Raw genomic sequence first — 15338 nt, 5'->3', positions numbered from 1 at the left:
TTGGACTACGATGGCGGTAGTAGTCCCACGTCGCGCCCGTATTCTCGGCCGGCCGTGTGCAATTTTCGGGCCCTGGAACTACTTAGGGCGTCCTAACTAGCAGGCGGTCAACCGCGCGACAAAGATGAAACTGTTGCGAGAGGAGTCCTGCGATGAGCACTGTGGACAGCTTCGGTTCAAAAGGCAAACTTAATGTAGCCGGAACCGAGTATGAAATTTTCCGGTTGAACTCCGTTGAAGGTGCAGAAAACCTTCCGTTCAGCCTCAAGGTATTGCTTGAAAACCTCCTGAGGACCGAGGACGGCGCGAACATCACTGCCGATCACGTTCGCGCTTTGGCAGGTTGGGATCCGAATGCGGAACCCGATACAGAAATCCAGTTCACGCCGGCACGCGTGATCATGCAGGACTTCACCGGCGTTCCCTGCGTGGTTGACCTGGCCACCATGCGTGAAGCGGTCAAGGAGCTTGGCGGCGACCCCAAGCGGGTGAACCCGCTGGCACCCGCCGAAATGGTGATCGACCACTCGGTCCAGATTGATGCCTTCGGCAACTCCGGCGCACTGGAGCGCAACATGGAGATTGAATACCAGCGCAACGGGGAGCGCTACCAGTTCCTGCGTTGGGGCCAGACCGCGTTTGACGACTTCAAGGTGGTTCCCCCGGGAACCGGCATCGTGCACCAGGTCAACATCGAATACCTGGCCCGCACGGTCATGACCCGTGAAGTGGACGGCGCCCTCCGCGCCTACCCCGACACCTGTGTCGGCACCGACTCGCACACCACCATGGTCAACGGCCTGGGCGTGCTGGGCTGGGGCGTGGGCGGCATTGAAGCCGAGGCAGCAATGCTCGGCCAGCCCGTCTCCATGCTCATCCCGCGCGTCGTCGGCTTCAAGCTCAGCGGCAGCATCCCCGCCGGCGCCACCGCCACCGACGTGGTGCTGACCATCACCGAAATGCTCCGCAAGCACGGCGTGGTGGGCAAGTTCGTCGAATTCTACGGCGAAGGCGTAGCCGCGGTGCCGTTGGCAAACCGCGCCACCATTGGCAACATGAGCCCCGAGTTCGGCTCCACTGCCGCCATGTTCCCCATCGACGACGTCACGCTGGACTACCTGCGCCTCACCGGCCGGTCCGAGCAGAACGTCGCCCTCGTCGAGGCCTACGCCAAGGAACAGGGCCTCTGGCACGATGCCTCCCGGGAGATCAAGTTCTCCGAGTACCTGGAACTGGACCTGTCCACCGTAGTCCCGTCCATCGCAGGCCCCAAGCGCCCGCAGGACCGCATCGAGCTGACCGAGGCCAAGGACGAGTTCCGCCACGACCTGCTCAACTACGTCTCGCACGACGCGAACGCGGGCACCTTGGACGAGTCCCTCGAAGAGAGCTTCCCGGCCTCCGACGCCCCGTCGTTCACCTCCGGCGGAACGCACGTCTCGGACACCGACCGCGAACCGCCGAAGTACTCGGCCGCACACGGCGGCGCCGGGCGGATCTCCAGCCCGGTGCCCGTGAAGATGGCTGACGGCCGCGAGTTCGAGCTGGACCACGGCGCGGTGACCATCGCATCCATCACGTCCTGCACCAACACGTCCAACCCTTCGGTCATGCTGGCCGCCGCGGTCCTGGCGCGCAACGCCGTCGAAAAGGGCCTCACCGCCAAGCCGTGGGTCAAGACCTCCGTCGCCCCCGGGTCCAAGGTCGTCACCGACTACTACGAGAAGTCGGGTTTGACCCCCTACCTGGAGAAGCTTGGCTTCTACATCGTGGGCTACGGCTGCGCCACCTGCATCGGCAACTCCGGTCCGCTGGAAGCGGAGATCTCCGAGGCCATCCAGGCCAACGACCTCGCCGTCTCCGCGGTCCTGTCCGGCAACCGCAACTTCGAAGGCCGCATCAACCCGGACGTCAAGATGAACTACCTGGCCTCCCCGCCGCTCGTCATCGCCTACGCCCTGGCCGGTTCGATGGACTTCGACTTCGAGACCGATCCCCTCGGCAAGGATGAAGCCGGCAATGACGTCTTCCTGAAGGACATCTGGCCCAACCCGGTCGAGGTCCAGCAGGTCATCGATTCCTCGATCGACAAGGACATGTTCACCAAGGGCTACGAGGGAGTCTTCGACGGCGACGACCGCTGGAAGGCACTGGACACCCCGGCGGGCGACACCTTCGCCTGGGATCCGAACTCCACGTACGTCCGGAAGCCCCCGTACTTCGAGGGCATGCAGGCGCAGCCGGAACCGGTCAAGGACATCACCGGCGCCCGCGTGCTCCTGAAGCTCGGCGACTCCGTCACCACGGACCACATCTCCCCGGCCGGTTCGTTCAAGTCCGACACCCCCGCCGGCCAGTACCTGCTGGCCAACGGTGTGGAGCGCAAGGACTTCAACTCCTACGGCTCACGCCGTGGCAACCACGAGGTGATGATCCGCGGCACGTTCGCGAACATCCGTATCAAGAACCAGCTCCTGGACGGCGTCGAGGGTGGCTTCACCCGCGACTTCACCCAGGCTGACGGCCCGCAGGCCTACGTCTACGACGCCGCCCAGAACTACCAGGCAGCCGGCACCCCGCTGGTGGTCCTGGCCGGCAAGGAGTACGGTTCCGGTTCGTCCCGTGACTGGGCAGCCAAGGGTACCGCCCTGCTGGGCGTCAAGGCCGTCATCGCCGAGAGCTACGAGCGCATCCACCGCTCCAACCTCATCGGCATGGGCGTCCTGCCGCTGCAGTTCCCGGCCGGCGAGAACGCTGCCAGCCTGGGCCTGTCCGGCACGGAAACCTTCTCGGTGGAGGGCGTTACCGCCCTGAACGAGGGCACCACGCCCAAGACCCTGAAGGTCACCGCCACCGCCGAGGACGGCTCCTCGAAGTCCTTCGACGCCGTCCTGCGCATCGATACCCCGGGTGAAGCGGACTACTACCGCAACGGCGGCATCCTGCAGTACGTGCTGCGCCAGATCTCCGCGAACTAGCGGGATCTGCCAGCAGGCAGCAGCCACCCCGAAGCCCCGGCCGGTCACGGACCAGCCGGGGCTTCGGCTTTTCAGCCACGTCCGGCCCTGCGAACCGAGGCGTTAGAGTTAAACGGCACGTCTACCACCCAAAGGAGGGGTCATTGGGAATCTTGGACACCATCCGGAATCCGCAGGACCTGAACGAGTTGACCGAGGAACAGCTGGAGCAGCTGGCTTCGGAGATCAGGGAATTCCTGATCACGAACGTCTCGCAGACGGGCGGCCACCTCGGACCCAACCTCGGCGTCGTGGAACTGACGCTGGCCGTGCACCGCATCTTCGAATCTCCCCGTGACAGCATCGTCTTCGACACAGGGCATCAGTCCTACGTCCACAAACTGCTCACCGGGCGCCGGGATTTCAGCACCCTCCGCCAGGAAGGCGGCCTTTCCGGCTACCCCTCCAGGGCGGAGTCGGAACATGACATAGTCGAAAGCTCCCACGCGTCCTCCTCGCTGTCCTGGGCCGACGGCATCTCCCGCGCCCGGCAGTTGACCCGGGAGGGCGACCGGCATGTCGTCGCGGTCGTGGGTGACGGCGCCCTCACCGGCGGCATGGCCTGGGAAGCCATCAACAACATCGCCGCGGACAAGAAGCGCCGCGTGGTCATTGTGGTCAACGACAACGGCCGCTCCTACGCCCCCACGGTGGGCGGATTCGCCGACTACCTCGCATCGCTGCGCCCCACCATCGACTCCTTCCGCGCTGCCCCCGCCTACGAGCGAGCGCTGGACTGGTGGAAGAAGAGGCTGCAGAACGGCGGCCCCGTGGGACAGTTCACCTACAAGAGCCTGCATGCCATGAAGAAGGGCATCAAGGACTGGTGGGCGCCGCAGGGCATGTTCGAGGACCTGGGCATGAAATACATCGGCCCGGTGGACGGCCACAACCTCCAGGCAATGGAGCACGCCCTGTCCACCGCAAGGAACTACGGCGGCCCCGTCATCGTGCACGCCATGACGGAAAAGGGCCACGGCTACGCTCCCGCCCGCGCCCATGAAGCCGACCAGTTCCACGCCGTGGGCATCATCGATCCTGAAACGGGCGAACCCACGGGCAGCGGCGGCGCCCAGTCCTGGACCTCCGTGTTCGCAGACGAGATCGCCGCCATTGCCGATGAGCGTGCGGATATCGTTGGCATCACCGGCGCCATGCTGATCCCGGTGGGCCTGCATAAGTTCGCCGCCAAGCACCCCGGGCGGGTCATCGACGTCGGCATCGCTGAGCAGCACGCCCTCACCGCCGCCGCCGGCATGGCCTTCGGCGGCCTGCACCCGGTGGTAGCCGTCTACGCCACCTTCCTGAACCGTGCCTTCGACCAGTTGCTCATGGACGTTGCCCTCCACAAGGCCGGCGTCACCATCGTCCTGGACCGTGCCGGCGTCACCGGACCGGACGGCGCCAGCCACCACGGCATGTGGGACATGGCAATGGTCCAGATCGTCCCCGGCCTCCACCTGGCCGCTCCCCGTGACGCCTCGCGCCTCCGCGAGGAACTGCGCGAGGCCGTGGCTGTCAGCGACGCTCCCACTGTGGTCCGCTACTCCAAGGGCTCTGTGGGCCCCGAAGTCGAAGCCCTCGAGCGCCTCGGCGACGGCGTGGACGTCCTGGCCCGCCGGCCGTCCGGTTCCACCGAAAATGACGTGCTGATCGTCAGCGTCGGCGCCATGTCCGAACTGGCCCTTGACGTCTCCGCCCGGCTCGGTGCCCAGGGCATCAGCACCACCGTGGTGGATCCCCGCTGGGTCCTGCCCGTCCGCCGTTCCATCGTTGCGCTGGCCTCGCACCACCGCCTGGTGGTCTGTATCGAAGACGGCGTCCGCGCCGGCGGCGTCGGCTCGCGCATCCGGCAGGAAATGCGTGCCGCAGGTGTGGACACCGCCCTGAACGAGGTTGGCCTGCCCGTGGAGTTCCTGGATCACGGCACCCGCAACCAGGTGCTCGAGCGTGTTGGGCTGACCGCCCAGCAAATCACGCACGACGTCGTCGCGCAGGTTCTGGGCACCAAGGTTCCCTTCGCGCGGCCCTTGCCCGGGCAGCAGCACCCCACGACCGGCAGCCTTCCGATCCTGTGAGGGACGAAGACGAACTGAAGTACCCGGGCCCAGCCGGGGAGTCCGGACCGGTTCTGCACACCACCACAACGCGGGTTCCCAACGGCCTGCAGCCGGGCCAGCTGGTGGTTTCCCGCAACCGGAAGTGGAACGGCAAGGCCCACTGGGTGGTACCCGGGCGCTACCTGGGAGAGGACCAGCATGGCTGGTGGATCTTCCAGGGCACCAACGAATTCTGCTCCCGCCCCGGCGCCGCCTTCTATACGCGCTCCGACGCCGTGCTGCTGGTGCCGCGCGAGGGTGACTGGGTTGCCACCTTCTACGACTCCGCCCATCCCAACGGCGTACGCGTCTATGTGGACCTGGCTGTAGGGCACGAATGGACGCACGTCCGCCCCACCGTCACCGAGTTCCATGTGATCGACATGGACCTGGACGTCATCCGCACCGCAGACCGCGGCGTCTTCATCGATGACCAGGACGAATTTGCAGAGCACAGCGTCTCCATGCATTACCCGCAGCGGCTGATTGAGGACATCCAATCCGCCGCGGACGGGCTGTACCAGGCCGTGAAGGCGCAGCATGCGCCTTTCGACGGCACCGACGTCGAATGGTTTACAAAAGGACGCACATGAGCGGCATTGTCAGGGTCTACAAGCGCGACGACGAAGGCGTCCTGCATTTCCGGGAGGCCTGGTTTGACGAGGACTACTCGCAGTTCGTGATGAACTTCGGCGTGGTGGGGCACCAGAGCAAGACCGAGGAAACGGACGTCCCCGACGCCGACGCTGCGGGGGGCCTCCTGGACGCCTTTGCCGTGCAGTGCACGGAGGACGGGTACGCCGAGATTCCCGCTGAGGAACAGTTCTGGGTGGTGGCCCAGTTCGCGCTCAAGACCCGGGAAGGCACGGAACGTGACCGGCGCCTTGAGCAAAAGGCCAAGGACGCCCTCATCAGCCATCTGGCGTGGCGCGGCCTTGGAACAGTGGAGCGTTCGGAATTCACGGACTACAAGCTCAGCATCTTCTGCCTGTGCCCCGACGTGAACAAGGCCGTCAACGCCATCAAGATCTGCGCGCGGGGAGAAGACCTTGACTTCACCAAGCTCAGCATCGGCGCCGCGCCCCATACCGACCCGGACCACTACAAACTCAAGCACTCCGCCAAGCCCGCCAGCAGCTTCAGCGTTTAGGAGACCTTCGTTGACCAGTTACCGCCGCGTTGGAAAATCAGGCCTTACCGTCTCCACCGTGGGCTTGGGCTGCAACAACCTGGGCCGTGCCAACACGGCAACGGAATCGCAGGACGCCACGGACGCCGTGGTCAACACAGCCATCGATTCCGGGATCACCCTGTTCGACGTCGCCGACACCTACGGCCGGGAACCGGGACTGAGCGAAACCATGCTGGGCAAGGCGCTGGGGAGCCGGCGCGGGGAGGTTGTGGTTGCCACCAAGTTCGGCATGGACATGAAAGGCGCCAGCGGGCCGGACTTCGGCGCCCGCGGATCCCGCCGGTACATCATCCAGGCGGTGGAGGCCTCGCTGCGGCGGCTCGGCACGGACTGGATCGACCTCTACCAGTTCCACACCCCGGACCCGCTGACCCCCATCGACGAAACCCTTGCGGCGCTGGACACGCTGGTCAGTAGCGGCAAGGTCCGCTACATTGGCCACTCCAACAGGACCGGCTGGCAGATCGCCCAGGCGGAGTACGTGGCCCGGGAACTGGGCGCGGCACGCTTCATCTCCACGCAGAACCACTACAACCTGCTGGACCGGCGTGCAGAACTGGAGGTGACCCCGGCCGCGGAGGAGTTCGGCCTGGGCGTCCTGCCGTACTTCCCGCTGGCCAACGGCCTGCTGACCGGCAAGTACGCTCCAGGCCACGCTCCCGAAGGGTCCCGGCTCAGCCACACACGCACCAACATGGTGGACGACGCCGACTGGGACCAGCTTGGCCGGTTCAGTACCTTCGCGAAGGAAAGGGGCCTGACGGAGATCGAGGTGGCCTTCTCCTGGCTCGCCGCCCAGCCTTCGGTGGCCAGCGTAATCGCCGGCGCCACCAGGCCCGAACAGGTCAGGCAGAACGCGGAAGCGGTAAACTGGGCGCCCAGGCCGGAAGACCTGGCCGAGCTGGACGGAATTTTCCCTGCCGTGCCCAAGGTTGCGCTCTTCTAGGCAGCCGTGCCCGCTTATCTGCTGGATGTCGATACCGGCATCGACGATGCCTTGGCCCTTGCCTACCTTGCCGCCCTCCCGGACACCGAGTTCGTGGCGGTCACGGCCACCCCGGGCAACGTCGACGCCGACCAGGTGGCCCGAAACACCCTCGCGCTGCTGGAACTCTGCGGCCGGCCTGGCGTCGAGGTCGCAGTGGGTGCCCGCAAGCCTTTGTCCATCCCGCTGCTCACCACTCCTGAAACCCACGGGCCGCAGGGGATCGGCTACGCCGTCCTGCCTGACCCTGCCGGAGAGCTGAGCCCGCGGAACGCCGTGGATCTGTGGATCGAGCAGGCGCGGGCCAGGCCGGGGGAGCTCACCGCGCTCATCACCGCCCCGCTGACCAACTTCGCCCTGGCGCTGCGGAAGGAGCCTGAACTTCCCGACCTCCTGGCCACGGTGGTGATCATGGGCGGAGCCTTCTACCACCAGGGCAACACCACCCCCACCGCCGAGTGGAACACGCACGTGGACCCGCACGCCGCCAAGGAGGTCTATGCCGCGTACCGGGGCCGGCCGCTGGAGAAACTTCCCATCGTCTGCTCCCTGGACACCACGGAACGGATGGAGCTGCACCCTGCCCACGTCGCGGCGCTTGCCCAGGCCGCCGGCGCCGTGCCCCCCGAACTCGTGCTCCCCGAAGACCCCGAGGGCCGCCGCAGCTCTTCCGGCAACACCCTCATCAGGCACCTCTCGGATGCCCTGCGCTTCTATTTCGAGTTCCACCGGCACTACGACCAGGGGTACCTGGCCCATGTCCACGACTTCTTTGCGGCGGGCGTCGCTGCAGGCACGTTGGAGTACGAGGTGCGGCCCGCTACGGTGGACGTCGAAACAGACTCGCCGCTCCTGGTCGGGACTACCGTGGCCGACTTCCGCCGGCTCTGGGGTGCACCCCCGAACGCCAGGATTGTGACCGGCAACAACCCGGAGCAGGCGTTCCGCGAACTCGTGTCCGCCGTCGGACTTCTTGCCCGCCGGGTGGGGTGAACCGGTAAACCGCACTGGAATAACCGGAGCATTCCGTAAGGAACGGTGCCGGAGGACGGCCGGTAGAATGGGCCACGGACCCACCCGGCGCATGTGCCGCCGGACGCTGCCGAGGTGACATAGGCAGCCCCACCCCGGCCCCCCGCAGAGCCGGGCCACCGCCTGCACCCAAAGGAATACTTCCCATGTCATCGCCCTCTTTGACGCTCCCGTCCCGGGAACGCCCCGCTGGCCGCCGCCGGATCCTGGAGATCCTCGGCGCCCTGGCCATCGCCGCCACCTACGTCTACCTGGTGCTCAACCAGCCGGCCGACATCACCGGTGGTCCGGGCAGCGCCTCTGCCCTGATTGCGCTCACCGGTTTCCTCGCCGGCGCCGTCCTGCTGATCGCCGCCGTCCTGCCCACGCTTCCGGCGTCCACCCTGGTGTTGATCCCCGTGGCCCTGGTCCTGAACATCGTGCTGGGCCAGTTCGTGGGCAGCACCCTGGTTCCCTTCTACCTCGACGCCATCGGCACTGTGCTGATTGCCGTCCTGGCTGGTCCGGCCGCGGGAGCCGCCACCGGCGCCCTCAGCAGCATCGTCTGGTCCTTCTTCAACCCGACCGTCCTTCCGTTCGCCGCCGGCGCCGCGCTGATCGGCTGCCTGGCGGGCGTCGCCGCCCGCTACGGCCTCTTCCGCCGCTTCTACCTCGCCCCCGTGGCAGGCTTCGTCACCGGCATCATCGCCGGCGTGGTGTCCGCCCCGGTGGCCGCCTTCGTCTACGGCGGAACCTCGGGTGTTGCCACCGGGGCGATCGTCAGCGCGTTCCGGGCCATGGGGGACACCCTCCTGGCGGCCGTCACCAAGCAGGCACTGCTCTCGGACCCCATGGACAAGGCCATCGTGTTCACCATCGTGGCCGTCCTGGTCTATGCGCTGCCCCGCCGGGCGCGCCAGCAGTTCCCCTTTATCCGGCGCCACCGCGTCCTGGCCGGCACCACGCCGTCGGACGCTCCCGCCAAGGGCGGGGCAGCGGGCCCTGCGCAGGGCACTGCCCACGATTCGGCGCGGAACGGCTGACCGACCCCTGTGGCCACACCTTCCCCAGGCAGGCCCGCCGCGCCGGCCAGGCGGGAGGGCCTGAACCCCTTGACGTCGTTCACCGCCGCCGCGGCCACGGCGGCCATCACGACGGCGGCCGGCAGTTGGGCGCTGTCCCTCGCCGTGATTGCCGCCAGCCTGGGCCTGTCCACGGTGGGCGGCACCGCGCGCCGCATGCTGCCGGCCGCAGCAGCAATCCTGGTCCCGTTCAGCCTGTCACTGCTCGTGCTGCACGGGCTGTTCTTCCCCGAAGGCAGGACAGTACTGGCGGCGTGGGGACCTGCCCGCGTCACGGCAGAGGGCCTGGACTTCGCCGTGCAACGGATCCTGCAGCTCGCCGCCCTGGTCCTGTCCCTGCTGGTCTTCTCCTTCAGCGTCAGCGTGCCGGACCTGGTGGCTGCGTTGTCAGCCCGGGGCGTCCAGGGACGGTTCGCTTTCGTGCTCGCGTCCACCCTGACCCTGCTTCCCGCCATCGCGGACCGGGCACAGCGGATCCGGCAGGCCCAGGAGTCCCGCGGCCTGGTGGTCTCCCACAGCCTACTGTCCAGGATCGCCGCGTTCCGGCTGCAGGCGGTTCCCCTGGTCCTGGCGCTGGTCGAGGATGCGGCCACCCGGGCTGCCGCCCTCGAGTCTCGGGGCCTCAGCAGCACCGGGCCGCGGACCAGCTATCGGGTGGTCGCTGATTCCGGCCTGCAGAGGTTGGTACGGGCGGTGCTGGTATTGGCTGCGCTGACGGCAGTTGCGGCAAGGGTGGCGCAGGCGGCCGCAGGTGGCTGAGCGCACGGCGGCGGCGGGCCCGGACAGCGAGGGCAATGCAGACGGCCCCGGCGGTGCTGCGGACAACCCTGTTCCCGGCGGGCCTGTCCTGGCCGCCGGCATCCGTGATTTCACCTTCCATGAGGGGCGGACGCCGGCCCTGCGCGACGTGGCTGTTTCCGTTTCGCCCGGCTCCTTCACCGCCATCCTGGGCGCGTCCGGAAGCGGCAAGTCCACGCTGGGCCGCCTCCTCTCCGGCTGGCTGCCGCCGGGCGGCCACGGCATGCTGGCCGGGTTCCTCGAGTTGTCCGGGACGAGGCTGGACTTCGACGGCGGCGCCGGGGACCCGCGGGTGGACCCGGCGCAGTGGGGGCGGTATGTGGGCTTCGTTCCGCAGGACGCGGCCGTGGTGCTGTCCACGGTGCGTGCCACGGTGGCCGAGGAACTGGCGTTCGGCCTGGAAAACGCCGGCGTGGAGCGCGGCGCGATGGAGTCGGCGGTGGAGCGTACGGCCGGGCTGCTGGGACTGCGGGACCAGCTGGACCGGGACCCGTCGCGGCTCTCCGGCGGCCAGTTGCGCCGCCTGGCCATCGGCTGCGCCATCATTGCCGGGCCGCCCGTGCTGATCATGGATGAGCCCTTTGCTTCGCTTGACGCGGCAGGGACCACCAGGCTGGCCGCCCTGGTGCGGGACCTCCTGGAACGGGGCACCGCCGTCGTGGTCCTCAGCCAGGCCGTTGACCCGCCGCTGCTGGAAGCGGATACCTGGGTGGTGTTGGCGGATGGAACGGTGGCTGCAAGCGGGGCGCCCGCGGAAATGGCGCCGGAAACGGGACTGTTGCCGCCCGCCATCCGACGCCTGCCCGTGGAAGGCGCGGACACGGCACCGCACGACTCGAAACACCCGGACCGGGAGCGTCCCGGTGCCGGCCGCCCGGCAGCAGGAGCGCAGTTTCGGGCGCAGCCCGGGCCTCCCGCGCTGCAGCTCCGGGGCGTGTCGTTCGCGTACCGGCAGGCACCGGCGCACGGCATGCGGTGGGGGAAGCCCAGGCGGGAGCCGAACCTGGATGCGGCCCTGGTGCTGCGCGACGTGCACCTGGCTGTCCAGCCCGGGGAGATCGTGGCTGTCACAGGGCCGAACGGTGCCGGGAAATCAACCCTGCTGCGGCACTTCAATGGGCTCCTGCGACCCGCCTCCGGTGCAGTGCTGGTGAATGGCACGGACATTGCGCGCGACCCTGTTGGAAAGACGGCCGCTTCCGTGGGCCTGCTCTTCCAGCAGCCGCGCGACCAGTTGTTTGAGCGCACCGTGCTCCGGGAGGTCAGCTTCGGGCTGGACCGCCTGGTGGGGCAGGGCATGGCGGGGGACCGGGCAGCCGCCGCCCTGGAGGCAACAGGCCTGGCTGATGCCGCCGGGGAACACCCCGCGGAACTCCCGGCGTCCGCCCAGCGCCTCCTGGCCTTGGCCACCGTCCTGGCCCGCAGGCCTTCCGTCCTTGCCTTGGACGAGCCCACCGTGGCCCTCGACGGGGACGGGCTGGCCCTGCTGGACGCCGCCGTCGGGTCAGCAGCGGCGGAGGGCGCCGCCGTCGTGCTGGTCACCCATGACCTGGGCTACGCACGGACGACGGCGCACCGCATCCTGGCGCTTGACGGCGGCCGGCTGGTGCCGGCCTGACCGCAGCGAACGCCTTGAAAGCGGCCCTTGCCTAGACTTCGGCGGGGGAGGCGATGCCCGGGGCAAGGAAGCGCCTGCCGTTGACCCGCTCGGACGCGCCCACCCGGTCCAGGTACGGCGTGATACCGCCCAGGAACATGGGCCAGCCGGCGCCCAGGATCATGCAGAGGTCGATGTCCTCTGGCCCGGCCACCACGCCCTCGTCCAGCATCAGGCCTATCTCTTCGGCCAACGCATCCTGGACCCGCCGCAGGACCTCCCCGGCCGTCGAAGGGCTGGTGCCAAAGGACATCACCTGGAGGGTGGAGTCCGGGATGGCCCGGAAGCCGTCCGGGGCGGTCTCCCACAGGGTCTTGACGTTGTTGTCGATGAGTTTCTTCAGGTTCGGGGAGACCGGGAAGCGCTCACCGAAGGCCGCATTCAGGGATTCCTGGACGTGCTGCGCTACAGGCAGGCCCACCATGGCCAGCAGCGTGAAGGGTGTCATGGGCAGGCCCATGGGCCGCAGCGCATTGTCCGCCACCTCGGCTGGGGTGCCCTCGTCGAAGGCGGCCGTCACTTCACCCATGAGACGCAGCAGGATGCGGTTGACCACGAAGGCCGCCGCGTCCTTGACCAGCACGCCCGTCTTCTTCAGCGCCTTTGCGAGCTCGAATGCGGTGGCCAGTACGGCGTCGTCCGTGCGGGGAGCACGGACGATTTCCAGCAGCGGCATGACGGCCACCGGATTGAAGAAGTGGAAGCCCACCAGCCGTTCCGGGTGCTGCAGGTCTTCCGCCATTTGCGTCACCGATAGGGAGGAGGTGTTCGTGGCCAGGATGCACGCCGGCGCAACGATCCCTTCCAGCTCGGCGAACACCTGCTTCTTGATGTGCAGTTCTTCGAAGACCGCCTCGATGACGAAGTCGGCGTCCGCGAAGACCTCCTTGGAGACGGATCCTGTCACGAGTGCCTTGGTCCGGTTGGCGGCGTCCTGGCTGATGCGCTGCTTGGCCAGCAGCTTGTCCACCTCGGCGTGGACATACGCCACGCCCTTGTCCACCCGGGCCTGGTCGATGTCGGTCAGCACCACCGGCACCTTCAGCTGCCGGGCGAAGACCAGCGCCAGCTGGCTGGCCATCAGGCCGGCACCCACGACGCCCACCTTGGTGACGGGACGGGCGAGCTTGCGGTCCGGGGCGCCGGCAGGACGCTTGGCGCGCTTCTGGACCAGGTCCAGGAACGCGTAGACGGTGGACCGGAACTCATCGGTCTGCATCAGGTCGGCCAGCGTTTCGCATTCCAGTGCGGCGGACTCCGCGGCGGTCATGGTGCGGTTGGCCTCGAGCAGGTCCAGGACCTTGGCGGGGGCGGGGGAGGCGTTGGAGGTCTTAGCCTCGACGAAGGCCCGCCCGGCATCGACGGACGCAGCCCAGCGGGCTTCGCTGTCCGGGGAGGAGGGGTCGACGGCGTTGGGCCGTTCCGGGACCACGTCGCCGGAGATGACACCCGAGGCCCAGGCGAGGGACTGCTCCAGGAAATCTGCGGGCTCGAAGAGCGCGTCAGCGGCGCCCAGCTTGAACGCCTGCGCGCCGGACAGTGTCCGGTTGTTGCTGAGCGGGTTCTCGATCATGACCTTGACGGCATTCTCCGGCCCCACCAGGCGGGGAAGGATGTACACGCCGCCCCAGCCGGGAACCAGGCCCAGGAACGCCTCCGGAAGTGCCAGGGCTCCCGCGCCGCTGGACACGGTGCGGTACGTGGACTGCAGGGCGATCTCCAGGCCGCCGCCCAGTGCAGCGCCGTTGATGAAGGCGAAGCTGGGGACGCCGAGGTTGGCCAGGGTGGCATAGACGTCGTGGCCCAGCTGTGCCATCCACAGGCCGTGTTCACGCTGTTCCAGCGACTTCACGGCGGAAAGGTCCGCGCCTGCCACCAGATAGTGCGGCTTGCCGGTGACGCCGACGCCCACGATCTCGCCGCGGGCTGCACGCTCCCGCAGCCCCTCCAACACCGTGCCGAGCTCCACCAGCGTGTTGGGGCCAAGGGTGGTGGGCTTCGTGTGGTCGAGGTCGTTGTCCAGTGTCACCAGGGCGAAAGTTCCCGGGCCTGGTTTACCTTCCGGTCCGGGCAGCGCGATGTCCTGGACGTAGGAGTGGGTCACGGTCTCGTTGGGGAAGAGGTCCGCCAACTTGCAGTAATCTGCGGCGCTCATGCCGGGGCTCCTTCGGATGCAGCTGCAGCGGAATTCCTGGAGGGGGTTCCGCTGTACTCGGGGTGGTGCGGGTTCTCCCAGATCATGGTCCCGCCCATGCCCAAACCTACGCACATCGTGGTGATTCCGTAACGCACGGAGGGATCTTCCTCAAACTGTCGGGCCAATTGGATCATCAGCCGGACGCCTGAGGAGGCAAGGGGGTGGCCCACGGCGATCGCGCCGCCGTACCGGTTGACCCGGGGGTCGTCGTCGGCGATGCCGTAGTGGTCAAGGAAGCTCAGGACCTGGACCGCGAAGGCCTCGTTGATCTCGAACAGGCCGATGTCATCGATGCTGAGTCCCGCGTTTTTCAGTGCCTTTTCCGTGGCGGGAACAGGTCCTATGCCCATGACCTCCGGTTCCACACCGGCGTAGGCGTAGCTGACCAGCCGCATTTTTACGGGCAGGCCCAGCTCCGCGGCGGCGTCGGAGGAGGCGAGGACGGCGGCGGTTGCGCCGTCGTTCAATCCGGCCGAGTTCCCGGCGGTGACCCTGCCGTGGGCACGGAACGGTGTCCGCAGGCCGGCGAGGTCCGCCATGCTGGTGCCGGGCCGGGGCGGTTCGTCCTTGCTGTGGACGGTCCAGCCTTCGCCGGGCTTGCGGGCGGCGACGGGAACAAGGTCGGGCTGGATCTTCCCGTCCCGGTAGGCGGCGGCCAGCTTGTTCTGGGAGGCCACGGCGTAGGCATCGGTGCGCTGTTTGGTGATGGCCGGGAACCGGTCATGCAGGTTCTCGGCTGTGTTGCCCATGTTGAGCGCGGCAGGGTCAACCAGGCGCTCGGACATGAAGCGCGGGTTTGGGTCGGCGCCCGCGCCCATGGGGTGGTGTCCCATGTGCTCCACGCCGCCGGCGATCACAACGTCGTAGGCGCCGAAGCCGATGCTGCCGGCGGTAGTGGAGACGGCAGTCATGGCGCCTGCACACATGCGGTCGATGGCGAAGCCCGGGACCGTGCGCGGCAGGCCGGCGAGCAGGGCGGCGGTGCGGCCGAGGGTGAGGCCCTGGTCGCCCGTCTGCGTGGTTGCCGCGATGGCTACCTCGTCAATGCGGTCCGCCGGCAGCGATGGGTTGCGGCGAAGCAGGCCGCGGATGCATTTCACCACCAGGTCATCGGCCCGGGTTCCGGCGTAGATTCCTTTCTCGCCGGCCCTGCCGAAGGGTGTGCGGATGCCGTCAACAAAGACGACGTCGCGGACAGTGCGCGGGGATGCGCCGCTTCCGTGCTGGCTCACGTGTAACTCCTCATCGAGACGTAGCGCCGGGGTGCATGCCGGAGAACGGCTGCAACCTGGCGTCGGTC

General features: G+C 67.8%; 11 protein-coding genes. 9 read left to right on the top strand and 2 right to left on the bottom strand.

Going from position 1 to position 15338, the window contains the following annotated elements:
- Window positions 1-152: 152 nt before the first annotated feature.
- The 9 genes from ACTJK0_RS13775 to ACTJK0_RS13735 all read left to right on the top strand — a co-directional run bounded on the left by ACTJK0_RS13775 (window position 153) and on the right by ACTJK0_RS13735 (window position 11802).
- On the top strand, window positions 153-2978 hold the full coding sequence (locus tag ACTJK0_RS13775; RefSeq protein WP_110544509.1) for an aconitate hydratase: 2826 nt from the start codon (window positions 153-155) through the stop codon (window positions 2976-2978).
- A gap of 143 nt (window positions 2979-3121) precedes the next feature.
- The gene (gene dxs, locus ACTJK0_RS13770; RefSeq protein WP_440745538.1) at window positions 3122-5095 is read left to right on the top strand and encodes a 1-deoxy-D-xylulose-5-phosphate synthase; all 1974 of its coding nucleotides are present in this window, start codon (window positions 3122-3124) and stop codon (window positions 5093-5095) included.
- Entirely contained in the window at window positions 5092-5709 is a 618-nt protein-coding gene (locus tag ACTJK0_RS13765) for a YgaC family protein (RefSeq protein WP_181422486.1), read from the top strand. The genes dxs and ACTJK0_RS13765 overlap by 4 nt, the downstream gene beginning before the upstream one ends.
- The gene (locus tag ACTJK0_RS13760) at window positions 5706-6266 is read left to right on the top strand and encodes a hypothetical protein (RefSeq protein ID WP_110544506.1); all 561 of its coding nucleotides are present in this window, start codon (window positions 5706-5708) and stop codon (window positions 6264-6266) included. The genes ACTJK0_RS13765 and ACTJK0_RS13760 overlap by 4 nt, the downstream gene beginning before the upstream one ends.
- Before the next feature lie 10 nt (window positions 6267-6276).
- Entirely contained in the window at window positions 6277-7254 is a 978-nt protein-coding gene (locus ACTJK0_RS13755) for an aldo/keto reductase (RefSeq protein WP_110544504.1), read from the top strand.
- A 6-nt stretch (window positions 7255-7260) separates the two neighbouring features.
- The gene (locus ACTJK0_RS13750) at window positions 7261-8286 is read left to right on the top strand and encodes a nucleoside hydrolase (protein WP_110544502.1); all 1026 of its coding nucleotides are present in this window, start codon (window positions 7261-7263) and stop codon (window positions 8284-8286) included.
- 185 nt (window positions 8287-8471) lie between these two features.
- A complete protein-coding gene (locus ACTJK0_RS13745; protein WP_110544500.1) occupies window positions 8472-9347 on the top strand; it encodes an ECF transporter S component in 876 nt (291 codons plus the stop codon).
- Between the two features lie 60 nt (window positions 9348-9407).
- Window positions 9408-10145, top strand: a complete 738-nt coding sequence (locus ACTJK0_RS13740; protein ID WP_440745566.1) for an energy-coupling factor transporter transmembrane component T — start codon at window positions 9408-9410, stop codon at window positions 10143-10145.
- Entirely contained in the window at window positions 10138-11802 is a 1665-nt protein-coding gene (locus tag ACTJK0_RS13735; RefSeq protein WP_110544497.1) for an ATP-binding cassette domain-containing protein, read from the top strand. The genes ACTJK0_RS13740 and ACTJK0_RS13735 overlap by 8 nt, the downstream gene beginning before the upstream one ends.
- Before the next feature lie 31 nt (window positions 11803-11833).
- Here the strand turns inward: ACTJK0_RS13735 and ACTJK0_RS13730 are convergent, their stop codons facing one another.
- Both ACTJK0_RS13730 and ACTJK0_RS13725 read right to left on the bottom strand, forming a co-directional pair.
- Window positions 11834-13996, bottom strand: coding sequence for a 3-hydroxyacyl-CoA dehydrogenase NAD-binding domain-containing protein (locus ACTJK0_RS13730; protein ID WP_440745537.1), 2163 nt, complete (start codon window positions 13994-13996; stop codon window positions 11834-11836).
- Window positions 13993-15270, bottom strand: a complete 1278-nt coding sequence (locus ACTJK0_RS13725; RefSeq protein WP_440745536.1) for a thiolase family protein — start codon at window positions 15268-15270, stop codon at window positions 13993-13995. Before ACTJK0_RS13725 ends, ACTJK0_RS13730 begins: the two co-directional genes overlap by 4 nt.
- Window positions 15271-15338: the final 68 nt, after the last annotated feature.

Source organism: Paenarthrobacter sp. 22069 (assembly GCF_052046035.1).
Taxonomy (GTDB): domain Bacteria; phylum Actinomycetota; class Actinomycetes; order Actinomycetales; family Micrococcaceae; genus Arthrobacter.
The sequence above is the reverse complement of the archived record's forward strand: the minus strand, read 5'-3'. Positions and strand labels throughout refer to the sequence as shown.